The organism is Savagea serpentis, assembly GCF_015351395.1.
Classification (GTDB): domain Bacteria; phylum Bacillota; class Bacilli; order Bacillales_A; family Planococcaceae; genus Savagea; species Savagea serpentis.
On sequence record NZ_JADKPV010000004.1, the window covers coordinates 209,891 to 227,891 of the forward strand.

At 41.1% G+C, this 18,001-nt stretch carries 15 protein-coding genes; 2 read left to right on the forward strand and 13 right to left on the reverse strand.

The window, feature by feature from the left end; genetic code table 11:
• Positions 1-15: 15 nt before the first annotated feature.
• Complete coding sequence (locus tag IRY55_RS09470) at positions 16-1,548, reverse strand: AbgT family transporter (RefSeq protein ID WP_194563068.1); 1,533 nt, start codon at positions 1,546-1,548, stop codon at positions 16-18.
• A 336-nt stretch (positions 1,549-1,884) separates the two neighbouring features.
• On the opposite strand from IRY55_RS09470, the gene IRY55_RS09475 reads away from it, so the two are divergent.
• A complete protein-coding gene (locus IRY55_RS09475) occupies positions 1,885-3,153 on the forward strand; it encodes a dicarboxylate/amino acid:cation symporter (RefSeq protein WP_194563069.1) in 1,269 nt (422 codons plus the stop codon).
• Between the two features lie 75 nt (positions 3,154-3,228).
• On the opposite strand, the gene IRY55_RS09480 is transcribed toward IRY55_RS09475, so the two are convergent.
• From IRY55_RS09480 to pdxS, 10 genes are all read right to left on the reverse strand, one after another.
• Complete coding sequence (locus IRY55_RS09480) at positions 3,229-4,248, reverse strand: DmpA family aminopeptidase (RefSeq protein ID WP_194563070.1); 1,020 nt, start codon at positions 4,246-4,248, stop codon at positions 3,229-3,231.
• A 9-nt stretch (positions 4,249-4,257) separates the two neighbouring features.
• On the reverse strand, positions 4,258-5,076 hold the full coding sequence (locus tag IRY55_RS09485) for a M55 family metallopeptidase (protein ID WP_194563071.1): 819 nt from the start codon (positions 5,074-5,076) through the stop codon (positions 4,258-4,260).
• A gap of 4 nt (positions 5,077-5,080) precedes the next feature.
• A complete protein-coding gene (locus tag IRY55_RS09490) occupies positions 5,081-6,031 on the reverse strand; it encodes a hypothetical protein (protein ID WP_194563072.1) in 951 nt (316 codons plus the stop codon).
• 18 nt (positions 6,032-6,049) lie between these two features.
• Entirely contained in the window at positions 6,050-7,024 is a 975-nt protein-coding gene (locus IRY55_RS09495) for an ABC transporter ATP-binding protein (RefSeq protein WP_194563073.1), read from the reverse strand.
• Position 7,025: 1 nt separating this feature from the next.
• Positions 7,026-8,006 carry an ABC transporter ATP-binding protein gene (locus tag IRY55_RS09500; protein ID WP_194563074.1) on the reverse strand — a complete coding sequence of 327 codons (981 nt, stop codon included), beginning with the start codon at positions 8,004-8,006 and terminating at the stop codon, positions 7,026-7,028.
• 12 nt (positions 8,007-8,018) lie between these two features.
• Positions 8,019-8,921, reverse strand: a complete 903-nt coding sequence (locus IRY55_RS09505) for an ABC transporter permease subunit (protein WP_213086693.1) — start codon at positions 8,919-8,921, stop codon at positions 8,019-8,021.
• 13 nt (positions 8,922-8,934) lie between these two features.
• Complete coding sequence (gene gsiC / locus IRY55_RS09510) at positions 8,935-9,855, reverse strand: glutathione ABC transporter permease GsiC (RefSeq protein WP_194563075.1); 921 nt, start codon at positions 9,853-9,855, stop codon at positions 8,935-8,937.
• 72 nt (positions 9,856-9,927) lie between these two features.
• Entirely contained in the window at positions 9,928-11,505 is a 1,578-nt protein-coding gene (locus IRY55_RS09515; RefSeq protein ID WP_194563076.1) for a glutathione ABC transporter substrate-binding protein, read from the reverse strand.
• An 18-nt stretch (positions 11,506-11,523) separates the two neighbouring features.
• On the reverse strand, positions 11,524-12,540 hold the full coding sequence (locus IRY55_RS09520; RefSeq protein WP_194563077.1) for an asparaginase: 1,017 nt from the start codon (positions 12,538-12,540) through the stop codon (positions 11,524-11,526).
• A gap of 164 nt (positions 12,541-12,704) precedes the next feature.
• Entirely contained in the window at positions 12,705-13,553 is an 849-nt protein-coding gene (gene pdxS / locus IRY55_RS09525) for a pyridoxal 5'-phosphate synthase lyase subunit PdxS (RefSeq protein ID WP_381012235.1), read from the reverse strand.
• 101 nt (positions 13,554-13,654) lie between these two features.
• Between pdxS and pdxR the strand changes: the two genes are divergently transcribed.
• Positions 13,655-15,046: a MocR-like pyridoxine biosynthesis transcription factor PdxR gene (gene pdxR / locus IRY55_RS09530; protein ID WP_194563078.1), complete on the forward strand. Its 1,392-nt coding sequence runs from the start codon at positions 13,655-13,657 to the stop codon at positions 15,044-15,046.
• On the opposite strand, the gene IRY55_RS09535 is transcribed toward pdxR, so the two are convergent.
• Together IRY55_RS09535 and guaB are read right to left on the reverse strand one after the other, a co-directional pair.
• The gene (locus tag IRY55_RS09535; RefSeq protein WP_194563079.1) at positions 15,041-16,336 is read right to left on the reverse strand and encodes a D-alanyl-D-alanine carboxypeptidase family protein; all 1,296 of its coding nucleotides are present in this window, start codon (positions 16,334-16,336) and stop codon (positions 15,041-15,043) included. The genes pdxR and IRY55_RS09535 overlap by 6 nt on opposite strands.
• Before the next feature lie 59 nt (positions 16,337-16,395).
• Positions 16,396-17,862, reverse strand: coding sequence for an IMP dehydrogenase (gene guaB, locus IRY55_RS09540; protein ID WP_194563080.1), 1,467 nt, complete (start codon positions 17,860-17,862; stop codon positions 16,396-16,398).
• Between the last annotated feature and the right edge of the window lie 139 nt (positions 17,863-18,001).

Here is an 18,001-nt window from a genome sequence, read left to right on the forward strand (position 1 = left end):
TGACATTGCATTTTTTTAATTTCCGTAATAAATCGGACTGCCTGGACCGAGGTCGATTCCGAGCGTCATCCAAGCAATTAATGTAATCGTCCAAACGATTAAGAAGAAAATAGAATACGGGAACATCACTGAAATGAGTGTTCCAATTCCCATATTTTTATCATACTTTTGTGCTGATGCGATAATGAGTGCGAAATACGTCATCAACGGTGAAATGATATTCGTTGATGAATCCGCAATACGATAAGCCATTTGCGTTAATTCTGGTGAATAACCGAGACGCATCATAATCGGCACGAATACTGGGGCCATCATCGCCCATTTCGCAGAAGCACTTCCGATAAATAAGTTAATGAAGGCTGCGATTAAAATAAACACTAACAATAAAGGAATTCCCGTTAAATGAATACTTTGTAAAAATTGAGCACCGTACACACCGAGGACGAGACCCATATTCGATTCAACGAAAAATGCGACGAACTGGCTCGCTGTGAAAGCGAGTACGATAAACATCCCCATCGAAGACATCGTCGCAGACATCATACCTGCTACATCTTTATCATTTTTAATCGATTTCGTCACTTTACCGTAAACGAGACCTGGTACAAAAAATAAAAAGGCGATAATCGGTACGAGTGACTGCATGAATGGCGAGCGAATGATCGGCATCTCATTTTCAACACCGCGTAAAGGAGCACCTGGGAAAATGACGAGAAGGGAAACGAGAACAGCTGATACTAAAATTGAAAGTCCAGCAAATAACAATCCTTTTTTCTCGATTTTTGTGAGACCTTCGATTTTTTCACGGTAGTCTCCTTTATATTCACCGAGGCGTGGTTCGACAATCTTTTCTGTCACGAACGCACCGACAAATGTTAAAACGAAAACAGAAATGATGATGAAGTAATAGTTCATTCCAACGTTCATCAATTTAGCATATTCCGGATCGATAATTGCCGCTGCCGTAATCGTAAATTCTCCGAGCATTGCGTCTGTTCCTGATAAAAATAAGTTCGCACTAAATCCACCAGAGACACCTGCAAAAGCTGCCGCAAGTCCGGCTAATGGGTGACGGCCGAGCGCTGCAAAAATGACAGCACCGAGCGGAGGTAATACGACATATCCCGCATCTGATGCGACACTTGACATCACGCCGGCAAATACGAGTCCTAATGTAATGAGGCGTTTCGGCACAGACATGACGAATCCGCGCAACACCGCACTAATTAAACCAGACCCTTCCGCTACCCCAATCCCGAGCATCGTCAATAAGACGACACCGAGTGGCGCGAATTCGATGAAGTTTTTCGTCATATTCGTAATGATATAATGAATCCCTTCACCATTTAATAAGTTTTTCACTTGAATCATTTCACCAGGTTTTCCTGGATGTTCGACGGTTACACCAAAATATGAAATGATAGAAGATAAAATTAAAGCTAAAACAGCAAGTCCCGCAAATAAAGTGACTGGATGCGGTAATTTATTCCCTACTTTTTCGATTCGATTCAAAAATCCTTGGAAGAAGGATGCTTTTCGTGTTTCCAACTACGACATCTCCTATTTTTAAATAATATTCTTTACTATACATTATTTTCTGATAACATGATATAAAAAAGTGATAATAGAGACTATTTTCTTATTTTTTTCATAATAACTCCCATATCTTATCTTATTATTTCTGAATAATTTGAAATGAAATACTATTTTAAAAATATTTTTATAATCTTCCTTTTACTATTTCATTATAAAATTAACAGCGTTCCACCCCTTTTCTTCTCGCTCATCCTCCTATCAGATTTTACTTCCTGTCTGAAAGCGGTTGCATTATTTTTTTCTATTGTCTATTATAAATCTATTGTGAAAATTTAAAGGAGTGATCAAATGAAAAAACGGAAACTTGGTTTAACCTCTAAAATCTTACTCGCCCTCGTCATCGGGATTGTCATCGGTATTATTTTATATTCTTTACCTGATGCGAAATGGAAAGATGATTTCCTCGTCGGGGGTGTCTTATATGTACTTGGAACGATGTTTATTAACGCTTTAAAAATGTTACTCGTTCCTGTTGTGTTCTTCTCATTAGCTGTCGGAGTATCTTCACTTAGCGACATTAAACAGCTCGGACGTATCGGTAGTAAAACATTAATTTATTATTTGTCGACGACAGCGATCGCAATCAGTTTAGCTTTGCTCGTCGGTTTAACATTGAATCCAGGGAAAAATGTCGATTTAGGAGCAGTTCAAGAAGGGGAAGTATCTGTCAATGAAGCAGCACCATTTTCGGATATTTTAATTAATATTGTCCCTTCTAATCCAATCGAAGCACTCGCTTCAGGGAATATGCTACAAATCATCTTCTTCGCGATTATGTTCGGGGTGACGATGACTCTTTTACAAGAAAAAGTACCAACAATCAAAAAATTAACACTTGAATTAAATGATTTGTTTTTAAAAATGGTCGGTATCATTATGCTCGTCGCACCAATCGGGGTGTTCGCACTCATTACCCGCACGTTTGCGATGTTAGGCTATGAAGCGATTTGGCCTTTATTAAAATATTTAGGAAGCGTTCTCATCGGTCTGTTCTTCATGTTAATTGTATATATTATTTTATTGCGCATTTTCGGAAAGGTGAATCCGTTCATCTTCTTCAAAAAAATCATTCCCCCGATGTCAATCGGCTTCTCAACCGCGAGTTCAGCAGCCGCTCTTCCGATTTTCTTACGCACTGCGGAAGAAAGCTTAGGGGTGGATAAGAAAGTTTCTTCTTTCACCTTGCCACTCGGTTCAACGATTAACATGGACGGTACTGCCATTATGCAAGGGGTTGCGACCATTTTCATCGCCCAAGTGTACGGAGCTCATTTAACTCCTTCTGATTACATTATCGTCATTTTAACAGCGACTCTCGCATCAATCGGTACCGCTTCGATGCCAGGTGCTGGAATCATTATGTTGTCGCTCGTCCTCACTTCTGTTAATTTACCAGTTGAAGGAATCGCCCTCATCATCGGAATTGACCGGATTGTCGACATGTTCCGAACGTCTGTCAACTTATGTGGTGATGCGGTCGGTACAATTATCGTTGCGAACTCTGAAGGCGCGCTAGATGAAGCCGTCTATAATGATCCGACAAAAACGATTCGATAAAAAATCGAGCTAAAATATCAATCATTAACAAAAAAAGTTGAACTTGAGCGCACTCAAGTTCAACTTTTTTCAATTTTATTTACGAAATGGATAAGCTTCCACAATGCGACCTTTTCGTCCCGTCGTCGTTTCCGCTTGTGCGAGCGAATTTAAAATGGCTTCCTCTGTCGCTTCTGCCGCCGCTTTAAACAATTGATACATTTCTTCTTCATCGTCACGTAACACGTGCAAAGCTATTTTTTCATCCGACTGATGTGGGATGCGATGTGCTGTTGAAAAACCAATCGTAATGTCGCCACTTCCGTTTGAAAAATAAGCCCCCGTCTTTCCGAGTCCGATGCTACAACGTTGAATGATTCGCTTTAATTGCCGTTGCGTCACTGGTGCATCTGTCGCTAAAACGATGATGATCGAGCCGTCCGTTTCAGCAATCGCTTCTTCTGTGTGTCGACCTTTGTAACGGGCATATTCAAAATCTTGCTCTTTCCCAAAATTGCTTAAGACGAGTACACCGACTGTATAATGATCTGTACAACGGGAGCTGGATCCTATGCCACCTTTATGACCGAAGCAAACCATTCCTGTTCCCGCACCGACCGCTCCTTCTTCCGCGCGAGTTGTGGAAGCATTTTGCAACGCGCGTTGCACATGTTCTTCACGGACAGCGATGTGACGAATTGTATTTAAATGGCCATCATTACATTCTCCTACGACGACGTTGACCGTTCCTGTCGTATCTCCAATTTCAGGGCTTTGGGTCAACATCTCTTTAACTGTACTTTGCAACACTGTGCCTACCGCAAGCGTATTCGTCAACATAATCGGCGATTCAATCGTTCCTAATTCGTCTACTTGTACGAGTCCTGCTGTTTTACCAAATCCGTTAATGACGTGACTCGCTCCGATCACTTTCTCACGAAATAAATTTCCGTCATGTGGTAGTATAGCGGTCACACCTGTACGAATGACTTCTCCATCTTCCAAGTCTTCTCGAATCGTTTCATGACCGACTGCCACACCTTCAACATCTGTAATGCAATTATGTACACCGGTCGGTAAATGACCGATTGTTATCCCGTATTCTCTAATTTTCATTGGAACCTCCTATTGTACGGCACTCGCCATCATAATCCATGAGCGAACATATCGGTACGCTTGTTCAACATTTTCCACAGTGATTTGAACGGTCGTCGCATCGATGCGCGCTACATTTGGCAAAATGGCAATCGCATCCGCATATACCGTTTGACTAACCTTCATTTCAACTGTAACGGATTCAGGTAAAGCTAACATCGCATGATTTTTACGCATCAATGCTTCAAATACACCATCTTCAATTTTTTGTTGCGCTCGTAAAGGTGAATCGTTTAAAGCGACCACTTGATGAATCGTTTCTTTCACGACCGCTGTTTCAATAGAAGGAATGAGATGACGTGCTTCTTCTTGCATGTACTGGCATCCCGATACGAAGACGACAGGTGTATGAAAATAAGCGGCTAAGTATGCATTTAATCCAAATTCGCCGAGCGACTCACCATTCCATCGAATCGATTGAACGACACCGCCATGAAATGTATGATTGAGCACACCTGTTTGTCCCATTTGTGTATGGTACCCGACAAAAATCGCTGCATCAAAATTTTGTGCTTCAATCCCTTGCATCATCGCATAACGTTTCGGACTGCCTGAAATGAGACGCGCATCAGCATCGAGTTTTTCAAGTATAATATTGCGCATCGTTCCGTGCCCATCGTTCACAACGATTGTTGTCGCACCTGCTCGTTTCGCACCGCGTATCGCAGCGTTCACTTCCTCCGTCATCCAAAGGCGCGCTCGATCATGTTCTCGCCCGTCTCTTGCCGTATGCTCGCGGTGGACGACGCCAGATACTCCTTCGATGTCCGCCGAAATATACACTTTCATATGCTCACTCCTTCTCTTTCTGTTCGCGATACATTTGTAAAAATTGTTCTCCGAGCGACGTAATTTTCGTCCCAGAACGACCGGATCCTGCTAAAAGTAACTCCAATTGTTGAAGACCTTCTAATTTACGTCGCAACTGCTGTTCTGAAAATGTGTAATTTTGTTCATGCAACATTTGCAATACACGGCGTCTCCCTAACGATTGTAATCGTTCTTTTCCTTGCACGTACACGTATAAAATCGCAACAAGTTCATCGAGATATCCGAGCGCTTCCATTTCGTGTTTGATCTCTTCAAATCGTTGAATTGTCATCCCTTCATATGTGGCGTTCAAGGCGAGCTGTTCATATTGAACAGGCGAATTTTCTTTTGCAATAAATAATTGTGATTTTAAATTGCGATGATGCAAAATCGAAAGATCGACGCGATGTTTTAAACTTTCATTAATTTCCCGAATAGAGTCGATACTTAAAATCCGAGAACCGATATCAATACCAGGCGTTCCGGTTTTCGGTAATAAGTGACGTTCTCCTGGAGTTAAAATGTAATCATACGTTCCTTCCATAAATGGGTCGTCTCCAAAGGCGACATATTCATGTTCAAAAAAGATATTTTTTAAAGATGCCACCGCATCATCCGCATTTTGTTTCGTATCATTCACGACGAGAATTTTTTGCTTCGGCGGCAAAAACAATAATTGTTCTGCTGCTGCTACATTCACTTCTCGCTTTGCGATAATGACGTTTTGATTTTCGTGAAGATACGGTTGAACAATCCCGTACAAAATATCACTCGACAAAACGATGATATCTTCTCGCTTTAAATGTCCACCATCTAAGTCTTCAGAAGTTGTCGCTACAATGTGCGCGCGATCTCCAAAAATTTGCAACATTTGGTACGCGATATGATTCACATAATTTCGGTATGTCGTAATGATGACAATGCGATCTTTCATGCACTTTCGTCCCTTCTTTTAAGCTAACTCCTCCACGAAGTGACAAGCGGCAAAATGTTGATCGCCATAAGATTCGTACTTTGGCTCTTCCACTTTACATCGCTCTGTTGCGAATGGACAACGCGTATGGAATGCACATCCAGAAGGCGGGTTCGCTGGATTCGGAATATCTCCTTTCAAGACGATTCGTTCTCTTTTTAAGCGAGGATTCGCAATCGGAACAGCACTTAACAATGCTTTCGTATAAGGATGAAGTGGATTTTCGAAAATTTGAGTCTTTGAACCGAGCTCAACAATTTTCCCTAAATACATGACCGCCACTCGATCTGAAACATGTTCTACGACGCTCAAGTCATGCGAAATAAATAAATACGTGAGTTCATATTCTTCTTGTAAATCTTTCAACAAGTTCAATATTTGAGCTTGAATCGAAACGTCTAGCGCCGAAACAGGCTCATCCGCAATGATGAGACGAGGATTCACCGCAAGCGCTCGAGCGATTCCAATACGTTGTCGTTGTCCACCACTAAATTCATGAGGGTATCGATTACCATGATACGTATTTAACCCCACTGTTTCCAGTAATTCATTCACTCGTTTTTTACGTGTTGCCGCATCAATCCCATGAACGATTAACGGCTCTTCAATAATCTCTTTCACTTTCATGCGTGGATTTAATGACGCATATGGATCTTGGAACACCATTTGCATCTCTTTTCGATACGGTCGCAATTCATTTTCATTCAAATGCGTAATCTCTTGGTCATCGAAGTGAATACTTCCTTCTGTCGGCTCCAATAACTTCAATAGCACTCTTCCCGTCGTCGACTTACCACATCCACTTTCCCCAACGAGACTCAATGTCTCCCCTTGAATAATATCGAATGTTAACCCGTCCACCGCTTTTACAATTTCACGCTCTCTCGAGAAGAATTTACGAGTGCCAGCAAAATGTTTTTTTATATTTTCTACTCTCACTAATACTTCACTCATTTTACTTCGCCTCCTCTTCATACAAAAAACAACGGACGTGATGGTTTTCTGAATAAGCATCATAGGTCGGTTCTTCCGCCCAACAACGCTCCATCGCATGTGGACAACGCGGCGCAAATTTGCATCCTTCTGGCATTTTAGAAGGAATTGGAACATTTCCAGGAATCGATTGAAGGCGTTCCACTTTTTCACCTAATGTTAACGTTGAAGCAAGCAAGCCTTGTGTATAAGGATGCTTCGGATTTTCGAAAATCGTATACACATCACTTTCTTCCACCGCGCGCCCTGCGTACATGACGACGACACGATCACACATTTCCGCAACGACACCTAAATCGTGGGTAATGAGTAAAATAGACGTTTCAAAATCTACTGTTAATTTTTTCATCAACTCTAAAATTTGAGCTTGAATCGTGACGTCCAAAGCAGTTGTCGGTTCGTCCGCAATGAGTAATTGTGGATCACAACTCATCGCCATCGCGATCATGACACGTTGACGCATCCCGCCGGACAATTGATGTGGGAAACTATCCACTACTTTATCTGGACGCGAAATGCCAACTGCTGTCAACATTTCAATCGCTCGTTCTCTCGCTTGTTGTTTCGTACATTTCGTATGAAGCAAAATCGCCTCTTCAATTTGCCGTCCGATTTTAAATACAGGGTTTAAAGAAGTCATCGGTTCTTGGAAAATCATCGCAATTTCATTTCCACGAATTTTTCGCATTTCACTCTCTTTTGCTTCAACTAAATTGCGCCCGTTATACACAATTTCTCCTCCAGCTATTTTACCTGGAGTATCTCGCAATAAGCGCATAATAGATAGAGAGGTCACACTTTTTCCACTACCTGATTCACCAACGATTCCTAATGTCTCCCCTTTTTTAATGGAAAAAGATACTCCATCGACTGCTCGAACGACTCCCGCATCGCTATAAAAATGAGTTTGTAAGTCGTTCACTTCCAATACATGTTCTACCATAAGTTTCCCCTCCTACTCTTTAATTTTTGGATCTAATGCATCTCTTAACCCGTCACCAAGTAAGTTAAAGACGAGCACAGTGATGAAAATAGCTAAACCAGGGAAAAGGGTAACGTGAGGTGCCATGCTTAAATAATCACGGCCACCACTTAACATTGCGCCCCATTCAGGTGAAGGTGGCTGCGCGCCCAATCCGATAAAACTTAAACTCGCTGCCGTTAAAATCGCAGAGCCAATTCTCATCGTAAAATAGACGATAATGCTCGATAACGTACCAGGGAAAATATGCTTCCAAATAATTCGACTCGGTCGTGCCCCGATTGAACGTGTCGCTTCTACATAAAGCGTGGACTTCACTTCCAAAGTGGAACTCCGAACGATCCGTGCAAATACAGGAATACTGAAAATCGCAACCGCAATAATGACATTTCCTAATCCTGGACCTAAAATCGCGATAATTCCAATCGCTAATAAAATTCCTGGGAATGCAAGAAGCACATCACAAATTCGCATAATAATACGGTCTACCCAACCGCCGTAATAACCAGCAGCTAAACCTAAAACCGTTCCGCCTACCGCTCCTAAAAAGACGGAAGTTAATCCGACGAATAATGAAATTTGCGTTCCCGCGATAATTCGACTAAAAATATCTCGACCGTACGCATCTGTTCCAGCCCAATGTTTCGCAGAAGGGCCTGATAAAACATTTTCATAATCTGGTTCTGTAATGTCGTACGGTGTAATATAAGGGCCAATAAAAGCTAAAACAAAGATAAATAAAATAATGATAAAAGAAACGAACGCTAATTTTTGTTTTTTGAATTTGCGCCAAAATTCCGATAACGGACTGCGGACCGTCTCTTCTTCTAACAGCAAAGCTTCGTATTGCTCTTTTTTCGTTTGTGTCATTTCCATATTCGGTCCCTCCTCAATCGTAACGAATTTGTGGATTCAAAATACCATATAATAAATCGACGACTAAATTAATGATGATAAACTCTAAAGCAAAGATTAACATCTCCGCTTGAATGACAGGATAATCACGGAATGCGACAGAATCAATGAGTAGTTTTCCTAATCCTGGCCAACTAAATACTGTTTCGATGACGACAGATCCACCGAGCAAAAATCCGAATTGTAAACCCGTCATCGTCACAACCGGAACGAGCGCATTGCGTAAAGCATGGTGCCAGACGATATTTTGTTCATTGACACCTTTTGCGCGCCCTGTGCGAATGTAATCATTTTTTAATACGTCCATTAAAGATGAACGAGTAAAACGAGCGACGACCGCTGCTACTCCTGTACCGAGCGTAATCGAGGGTAAAATATAACTTTTCCACGATTCCATTCCCCCTGAAGGAAACCACCCTAATTGCACAGCAAATATTTGAATGAGGACAAGACCTAGCCAAAATGAAGGTAATGACAAGCCGGAAACCGCTGCAAACATTCCGACATAGTCTGGCCATTTATTTCGTTTCGTTGCAGAAACGACTCCAATAATTAGTCCAATCATAACTGCCCATACCATACTCCACACTGTGAGCCAAAACGTTGGCATAAAGCGTGCCCCAATTTCTTCACTAACAGGGCGCCTCGTTTTTAAAGACGTTCCTAAATCTCCTTTTAATAACCCACCCATGTAACTAATGTATTGTTCATGCAATGGGCGATCTAGACCTAGTTCTTTTTCAACGAGCTTAATATCTTCTAACGTTGCATCTTCTCCAGCAACGAGACGAGCAGCATCTCCTGGAATCATATGAACGAATAAAAAAATGAAAACGGTAACGATTAACAACGTTGGAATTACTTCTAAAATCCGCTTTATAAAAAACTTTAGCATGCGGTCATCTCCTTTCGAGTACGATCCATTGAGAGAAAGAGAGCGCTATACAAAGATAGCGCTCATTCTCGACTACTCTTTAATTTCAATTTCTGTAATACTTAATGAATTGTCTGGTAATAAATAAGCTCCTTCGATATAATCGCGTTTTCCTGCTAACGTACGAGTTGTCGCTAAGAAAATCCAAGGTGCGTCATTCCATGCCTCTTGTTGCACAATTTTGTAAGCTGCTGCACGATCATCTGAATTTGCTGTTTCTAATGCTGCTGCAATTCCAGCATTCACTTTATCATTTGAATAGTACGATACGTTGTAAGAGTTCGGTGGGAAGGCAGCTTCTCCGCCGATCAATGGACGAATGCCCCAATCGGCATCTCCTGTTGACGGTGACCAACCACCGTAGTAAATACCGACTTCAGCATCTGCAGGGTTTTCTACAGACCAAATGCGATCCGATAATGTTCCAGATTCCATCGGTAACACTTCAAGCTCTACATTAATTTGGGCTAATTGTTGTTGGAGGAACTCCATCGCTTTGACAGCCGTCGAACTATTGCCGCCCCATACTGTCGTTTTAAAGCCAGATTCATATCCTGCTTCTTTTAATAATTCTTTCGCTTTTTCAACATCGAAGCCATAAGGAGTTTGTTTTTCATAATATTGAACGTTCGGTGCAATAATTGAATCTAACACATCTGCTTCTCCGTTGAGCACAACTTTAATAAATGCTTCTTTATTTACCGCTAAGTTGAGCGCTTCACGCACTTTCGGGTTGTTGAAAGGCTCTTTCATCGTATTTAATGATGCATATTGAACGACGATCGAGGGTTCAGAATCCACAACAATTCCGTCTTTTCCTTGTAACGCTTCGACTTGTTCAGTCGGAACAGGATAGATGAAATCAGCCTCTCCCGTTTGTAACATCGCAACACGTGAGCCATTTTCTGTTACTGGTTTGAATGTTACTTTATCTACTTTCGGGTATCCTTCTTTCCAATAATTTCCATTCTTTTCAACTTCTAAATATTCACTTGGACGCCAGTCAACAAATTTAAATGGACCTGTTCCTACAGGATGACGTGCAACGTCTTTCCCAAACTCTTCAAGAGCTTTCGGGCTTTGAATTCCTCCTGCTGGGTGAGCGAATGTATTTAACATCGCACCGAACGGTTCTGATAAAGTAAATTTCACTTCATAGTCAGAAATAATTTCAATTGTATCGATTAATCCGTATAAACTTTGGCGCTTTAATCCGTTTTCTGGATTCGCTACACGCTCGAAATTCACTTTTACTGCTTCGGCATTGAATGGTGTTCCATCATGGAACTCAATTCCTTCACGTAATTTGAACGTAAACTCTGTCGCCTCTTCATTCGATTCATAAGACTCTGCTAAAACAGGGATGACATTCATTTCTTCATCAAATCCGACTAATCCTTCAATCATCGTTTTTTGAACAGAGTTTGACAATGTATCGTTCGTATCGTGTGGATCCATTCCTGTTAATGTGGCACTCACTGCAATTGTCACATCTTTATTCGTTTTATCTACTTTCTTTACTTCTTTTTCCCCTTCTTCGCCTCCAGAACAAGCTACTAAACTAAAAATTAAAACGAGCAATAAACCAAAACGTACATATGCTTTTTTCATAGACCATTCTCCCTTATTCTATTTTATATTTGCACATTCCAACTGAAAACGTGGAACGAGTTTCCCTACAACTTCTTTTCGTCCATTTAATATTTCAGTGTGCACATACTGATCCAACTGTTGAAGTTGCTCATCTGAAATTAGTTCTAATTGCTTTAACACTTCAAGGGTTCCAGTAGAAGTCGCTCTTCCATTTCCATCTTCTACTTTTAGCGCAATGCCGATTCCTCGCTCTTTCACTCCGACACAGTACACGCCTTCCGCACCTGCTTTACCGAACATCGCACCATCCATCACTCGCATGAAGTCTGTACAGAATCGATCTGTCCCTCCTACCATGGCTGGCTCATGCATCATGGAGTTTGTCACTCGATGAATCGCTTCTTGTCGTGCTTCCGGTAATAATTTCGGTTGCGCTAATTTGGCAAAAGCGAGCGCTAAATTTTTTAACGGTACAGCATGAACAGGTAAACCACAACCATCTACACCGAGTCTTATTTCTTCTGTTGGAGTTTCCGTCATGTCACTTACAATTTGTAAAACATGTTGTTGGACTGGGTGTTCAATTTTATAATAATCATTTGTATCCGCTTTCATTTGAAGAGTAGTCGCTAACATGCCGCTATGCTTTCCTGAACAGTTGTTATATTCTTGTGTAATTTCTCGATGTTCTAAAATAATTTTCCGGTACGCTTCATCCCACCGTGGCGCATGGGTACCACATCTTAAATCGTCCGTCGTTAAATGAAGACGATCTAATATTTCGTGCACTCGTTCTGTATGTTGTGCTTCTCCATTATGTGAAGCGCAAGCTAATGATATGTCCGCTTCAGAAAACTGATACGTATCCGCAGCCCCTGACTCGATTAAAGATAAAGCTTGAATCGGTTTCATCGAAGAGCGTCCAAATACAAATTGCTCAATATCTCCGACTTGGCACAGCTCATTTCCTTCGAAATCGACGACCGCAATATGTACACGGTGCTTACTTTCCACATATTCTCCCCGATAGACGTCAATAAATCCCTCTCTCATAAACAACTCTCCCTCACAAAATCTTTTTTACATCATAAAACAACTTAAAAGAACTTGCAAGTATTTTCTGAAAAATCTTTCAATTATTTTTTTGGAACGGTGCTGTGAAATGACAAACAAAAAAAGACGATCCCTCAATGATGAGAAATCGTCTTAAAAAATTGTTATTTACTGCGGTTCGCCATTAAATCTGAACCTGTTAATTCAGACATTTCGATCCCTTTCATCGGCTCGCCAAGGCCTTTAGAAAGTTCCGCAATTAATTGATAATCTTGATAGTTTGCTGTCGCTTCAACAATTGCACGCGCAAATTTTTCAGGGTTTTCTGATTTGAAAATACCTGAACCTACGAATACACCGTCCGCTCCTAATTCCATCATGAGCGCTGCGTCCGCTGGTGTTGCAACGCCACCTGCTGCATAATTTGTGACCGGTAAACGACCTGCTTCTTTAATTTGTTTTAAAATTTCATAAGGTGCTCCGAGATCACGCGCTTCTGTCATTAATTCATCGTCATTCATACCGACGATTTTTTTCACATGTGCATTAATTTCACGTAAGTGACGAACCGCTTCTACGATGTTTCCTGTTCCTGGTTCACCTTTCGTACGAAGCATTTGAGCGCCTTCACCTAATCGACGTGTCGCTTCCCCCAAGTTACGTGCACCACATACGAAAGGTACCTTGTATTCGCTTTTCAATAAGTGGAACTCTTCGTCTGCTGGTGTTAAAACTTCACTTTCATCGATATAATCGACATTCATCGCTTCTAACGTACGCGCTTCTGAAATATGTCCGATACGGCATTTTGCCATAACTGGAATTGAAACCGCTGCTTGCACTTCTTCCACGATGCTCGGGTTCGCCATACGAGCAACGCCCCCTGCTTTACGAATATCTGAAGGGACACGTTCTAATGCCATAACCGCTACTGCCCCTGCTGCCTCTGCAATTTTTGCTTGTTCTGCGTTAATGACGTCCATAATGACGCCACCTTTTTTCCATTCAACCATAATGATTCCCCTTTCTTTCATTAACTTTAGTATAATGAAATTTGACCACATTAAAATGACCAGTTAATAAGTATTTAACCAGGTCAGATAGGAGGGGTTGTATGGAATTTTTATTTATTGAACTTCAAAAAAACAACCAGCCTTTATACGAACAAATCTATGAACAAGTGCGCAATAAAATTGCAGACAATGAACTGCAACCCGGCGATAAGCTTCCCTCTAAACGAAAGTTAGCTAATTTTTTAGAAGTGAGTCAAACGACCATTGAACTTGCCTATGCCCAACTACATGCGGAAGGGTATATTCGGTCTGAAGCACGACGAGGATTTTTTGTCGAACAAATTGATGAGCTCACTCCTGTCAGCGCTCCTGTCGCTCTTACAGAAACAGAAGAAACTCAAAAATTGCCTTATCTATATGACTTTTCACCAGGTACAATTGATACGAGTGAATTTCCTTTTGCGACTTGGCGCAAATATGCTAAAGAAATAATCGATGAATCGTATCAAGACTTATTACAACTAGGCCACCCTCAAGGAGATGCTGAATTACGTTCTGAAATTGCACACTATATTGCACACTCGCGAGGGGTTCAATGCACGCCGGAACAAATTATTATCGGATCAGGAACCGAGCAATTAATGGCTCTTTTATTACGAATGCTGGGGGAGCAATCGCTCTTTGCAATCGAAAATCCAGGATATTTACAAATGCACCCTGTTTTCGAACACCATCATCACCCAATTGTTCCAATCGACGTCGATCAAGATGGAATGATTGTGGAACAACTTATACAAAGTGAAGCAACTGCAGCTTTCGTGACGCCTTCTCATCAATTTCCAACCGGTGCTGTGTTATCCGCTTCACGGAAGGCAGCACTTCTAAATTGGGCTTACGCTCGCAAGGAACGTTTTATTATAGAGGACGATTATGACAGTGAATTTCGCTATAGTGGACGTCCCATTCCCTCTTTAAAAAGCTTAGACCAACATGGGAAGGTCATCTATATGAGCACATTCTCTAAAGCTTTTATGCCTTCTTTACGTATGGCGTACATGGTACTTCCTCCGACTTTGTATGAAACATTTAAATATGATGTCATCCAATATGCAGCGACCGTCCCGAGATTTGACCAACATATCGTGGCGCGCTTTATGCAAAATGGACATTTCGCACGCCACCTGAATCGAATGCGCACTGTGTACAAACGTAAAATGCAAGCGGTCATTGAAACGCTGGACACTTTTTCACCTACTCTTACCTTTTTCGGCGAACATGCTGGAATGCACGTGATGATTCAATTGGACGATGACCGCTCCGAAACACAATTAGTTTCATTAGCAAAGCAACAAAATATCCGCATTGTCGGAATCTCTCAATATTATGTTCAACGAGCCGAACAACGTCCTACATTTTTACTTGGTTTCGGAGGAATCCCTAACGAACAGATTCCTAAAGCAATTCATAGTTTACTAACATGCTGGGAACTATGACGCTAAAAATTGATTCGTCACGTTCCACCACTCTTTAAAAAACATTCCAATTCCTTGGAAGAATAATCGAAACGAACTCGTCATCGCGACATCTTCTGCAACGACGAGTGTCACATAATGACTTTTGTCTACAATATAATTGTACTCTTGTTTATCATCATACGTAACATATGCATATCCGATGACAGCTCCTGCCTTCACAGGGGCTTCTAACGGCTCTTTTAAAGAATAGACGACTTCCACATGGGCTTCTCGTTCAGAGTCATTAGGAAGTAGTGTGCGGATCGATTCTGAAGCGATTACGTTTACTTTCTTTTGAACGCCTCGTAAAACAGGATAAGTTGCATAGTTTTTAATTTGAGCGCCTTCTTGTACAACTTCCAAATCGGTATACTGTAAAAATATATCGTCCATTAATCGTTTCACAACGTCGTATCGAGCTAACTCAGACCGCTCACCATTTGTTTTACTATCTAAAAGAACTGCAAGAAGACGTTGTTTGCCACGTTTTCCAGACGCAAGTAATGAAAACCCTGCTAAATTGCTTTCCCCGACCATCGCACTGTCAATATATGAAATTTCATGTAATTTTCCTTCTAACATGCTATTACGATTTTCATAAACCTCTTCACCCCACTGCAATTCTTTGCGACTCATATCATCTCCTAGTAATGGATGAAGCTGATAAGTGTGATACATTAACTCACCTAATGCACGTGCAGTTCCTACTGATTCACTGTCTGCGCTCTCCATATCGCTTCCCATCTGAATCAAAAGCTCTCCATTTTCTCCTGACGCACTTGTAAATAATGTCTGATCTAATTGTAGTTCTTTAGCTACTTCGTTCATTCGCTTCACAAAATTCACTTCAGACCCATCGATTATTTCCGCGAAAGCAACACTAGCCGCAGTAGATTGCGTAATCGTTAACGCATCGTATAATTGTTCAATCGATACCTCTGTCCCTGCTTCCAAAGGAAGATCAAAAAAAGAAGGTTCTTTTGAAACAGTAGCGACATAGTCTGACACGGTATACATTTGTCCTTTTGTAATTTGTCCTTCCTTGAGCTGCTGTAAAACAATATATAAAGTCATCCATTGACTTAATTGCGCAATGCCTCGAACTTCATCAATATGGGTCGCTTCTAAAATTGTACCTGTATGCATATCGATAAGTAGTGAACTATCACTTGTCGATTCCGAAATAGCTTCTTCTTCAGCGAAGACCACAACTGGAAAAATCGACACACTTAACAACACACATAAAGCAATTAGCCATTTTTGAACCATATGCCATCCTCCTTTAAAAAAGCACCCTAACGAAAAACTCGCTGGGTGCTTGAATCGATTTATGAAATTGAATAGTTTGGCGCTTCTTTCGTAATTTGAACCTGGTGAGGATGGCTTTCACGAAGTCCAGCACCCGTCATACGAACGAATTGTGCTTCTTCACGTAATGTACGTAAATCTCCAGTACCACAGTACCCCATACCTGCACGAATCCCACCGACTAATTGGTGAACCGTATCTGAGAGAGGTCCTTTATATGGCATGCGCCCTTCAATCCCTTCTGGAACTAATTTCTTAGCATCGTCTTGGAAGTAACGATCTTTCGAACCTTGTTCCATTGCAGAAACAGAACCCATCCCACGATATACTTTAAAGCGACGACCTTGGTAAATTTCAGTACCTCCTGGGCTTTCTGTTGTACCTGCTAATAAACTTCCTAGCATGACCACATGACCACCTGCTGCAAGTGCTTTGACGATATCACCTGAATATTTAATGCCACCATCAGCGATAATTGTTTTACCGTACTCTCGCGCTACTCCTGCACAATCGTAAATCGCAGAAATCTGTGGCATCCCTACGCCCGCTACAACACGTGTCGTACAAATAGAACCTGGTCCAATTCCGACTTTTACAATATCGGCTCCTGCTTCGTAAAGAGCTTTTGTTGCTTCACCTGTCGCTACGTTACCTGCAACAATTGCTAATGTAGGATAAGTTTCACGAATTTGAGCAACCATATCGATAACGCCTTTAGAATGTCCATGAGCTGTATCGATTACAATCAAGTCAACTTCTGCTTCAACTAATTTCTCTACGCGAGTCATCGTATCTGATGTTACACCTACTGCGGCACCGACAAGTAAGCGACCTTGTTCATCTTTCGCAGCTGAGGGATATTCGATAACCTTTTCAATATCTTTAATCGTAATTAAACCTTGTAAAATTCCTACATTATCAACGATTGGTAATTTTTCAATGCGGTACTGTTGTAAGATTTTTTCAGCGTCATCTAATGTTGTACCAACTGGTGCTGTCACTAAATTTTCTTTTGTCATGACATCATTAATTTCAGTTGAGTAATCTTGAATGAATCGCAAATCGCGATTTGTAATAATTCCTACTAATTTTTTATTTTCCATTGTGTCAACAATCGGAACACCCGAAATACGATATTTGCCCATTAGATGTTCAGCATCATACACTTGATGTTCAGGTGTTAAAAAGAATGGATTTGTAATGACACCATTTTCAGAACGTTTAACTGTGACAACTTGCTCCGCTTGATCTTCAATACTCATATTTTTATGAATGACACCTAAACCACCTTGACGTGCCATTGCAATCGCCATGCGTGATTCAGTAACTGTATCCATCCCCGCACTAATGATCGGAATATTGAGTTGAATCTTGTCTGTTAACTTTACAGATAAAGATACGTCTTTTGGTAATACTTCAGATGCTCCTGGAATTAAAAGCACGTCATCAAATGTCAAACCTTCTCGTGAAAACTTAGTTTCCCACATTTCAAAATTCCTCCTACAATTGAATATTATTAAAAGATTAACAACCGTTGAGATGATTGTCAAGTATCGAAAACTGAATACTTCATATGTAAACGAATTCATTTTAGAAAATAAAAAAACACGATGCACGCATCGTGTT

Bases quoted from the DNA above. Each gene is read 5' to 3' on its own strand.
- IRY55_RS09515 (WP_194563076.1), bottom strand. From the start codon at position 11,505: ATGAAAAAAGCATATGTACGTTTTGGTTTATTGCTCGTTTTAATTTTT.
- gsiC (WP_194563075.1), bottom strand. From the start codon at position 9,855: ATGCTAAAGTTTTTTATAAAGCGGATTTTAGAAGTAATTCCAACGTTG.
- IRY55_RS09480 (WP_194563070.1), bottom strand. From the start codon at position 4,248: ATGAAAATTAGAGAATACGGGATAACAATCGGTCATTTACCGACCGGT.
- IRY55_RS09520 (WP_194563077.1), bottom strand. From the start codon at position 12,540: ATGAGAGAGGGATTTATTGACGTCTATCGGGGAGAATATGTGGAAAGT.
- guaB (WP_194563080.1), bottom strand. From the start codon at position 17,862: ATGTGGGAAACTAAGTTTTCACGAGAAGGTTTGACATTTGATGACGTG.
- IRY55_RS09485 (WP_194563071.1), bottom strand. From the start codon at position 5,076: ATGAAAGTGTATATTTCGGCGGACATCGAAGGAGTATCTGGCGTCGTC.
- IRY55_RS09535 (WP_194563079.1), bottom strand. From the start codon at position 16,336: ATGGTTCAAAAATGGCTAATTGCTTTATGTGTGTTGTTAAGTGTGTCG.
- IRY55_RS09490 (WP_194563072.1), bottom strand. From the start codon at position 6,031: ATGAAAGATCGCATTGTCATCATTACGACATACCGAAATTATGTGAAT.
- pdxS (WP_381012235.1), bottom strand. From the start codon at position 13,553: ATGGTTGAATGGAAAAAAGGTGGCGTCATTATGGACGTCATTAACGCA.
- IRY55_RS09505 (WP_213086693.1), bottom strand. From the start codon at position 8,921: ATGGAAATGACACAAACGAAAAAAGAGCAATACGAAGCTTTGCTGTTA.
- IRY55_RS09495 (WP_194563073.1), bottom strand. From the start codon at position 7,024: ATGAGTGAAGTATTAGTGAGAGTAGAAAATATAAAAAAACATTTTGCT.
- pdxR (WP_194563078.1), top strand. From the start codon at position 13,655: ATGGAATTTTTATTTATTGAACTTCAAAAAAACAACCAGCCTTTATAC.
- IRY55_RS09475 (WP_194563069.1), top strand. From the start codon at position 1,885: ATGAAAAAACGGAAACTTGGTTTAACCTCTAAAATCTTACTCGCCCTC.
- IRY55_RS09500 (WP_194563074.1), bottom strand. From the start codon at position 8,006: ATGGTAGAACATGTATTGGAAGTGAACGACTTACAAACTCATTTTTAT.